The sequence below is a fragment of the Komagataeibacter kakiaceti JCM 25156 genome (assembly GCF_000613305.1).
On sequence record NZ_BAIO01000919.1, the window covers coordinates 1 to 533 of the forward strand.

Genomic DNA, 533 nt, shown 5'->3' on the forward strand with positions numbered 1-533 from the left:
AGATGCGCGATCACGCCCCGCCACGCGCCATCGCGCGCATTGAAAACCTCCACTTCCGCCCCGGCCTGCTGGCGCATCACCGTGCCCAGGTAATGGGCCTGACCCGGCGCGAGGTCGAGCAGCCCGTCGGCCACCATGGGGTCAATATTCGCGGGCGGAATGAACAGTCGCGGGCAGTCTCTCATGCCGGGCGGTACCCTTTCACGGTTTCATAGGCTTCGGTTCATATGTTCCGGGGCCTGTTATTGCTCCGGCCCGGCCTTGACCCGGCGGGGACTTCCGGCCCATCTGTTTCGCCATTAGCAGCCACGGGGCGTCGCGTCATCGGCAAACCCTGTCCCGCGCGCGCTATCCAGCAGTCAAGGAGTTGCGTCGTGATCCAGCCTGTTCCCCATACCGACATCCGGGTGGATGGCTGGATCGGCCGCCTGCCCGCCCGCCTACGCCCCTATGCGCTGCTGGCCCGGCTGGATCGGCCATCGGCACGTGGCTCCTGTTCCTGCCGGGGGTGTGGGGCATCGTGCTGCCCGCGA

At 67.2% G+C, this 533-nt stretch carries 1 protein-coding gene and 1 pseudogene; one reads left to right on the forward strand and one right to left on the reverse strand.

Going from position 1 to position 533, the window contains the following annotated elements; all coding sequences use genetic code 11:
* Window positions 1-185 (reverse strand): RNA methyltransferase PUA domain-containing protein (locus JCM25156_RS26785; RefSeq protein WP_034961915.1); only part of this gene is annotated, 185 nt, incomplete at its 3' end.
* A gap of 189 nt (window positions 186-374) precedes the next feature.
* Between JCM25156_RS26785 and JCM25156_RS31890 the strand changes: the two are divergent.
* Window positions 375-533 (forward strand): annotated as a pseudogene (locus tag JCM25156_RS31890) (4-hydroxybenzoate octaprenyltransferase); the annotation flags it as partial.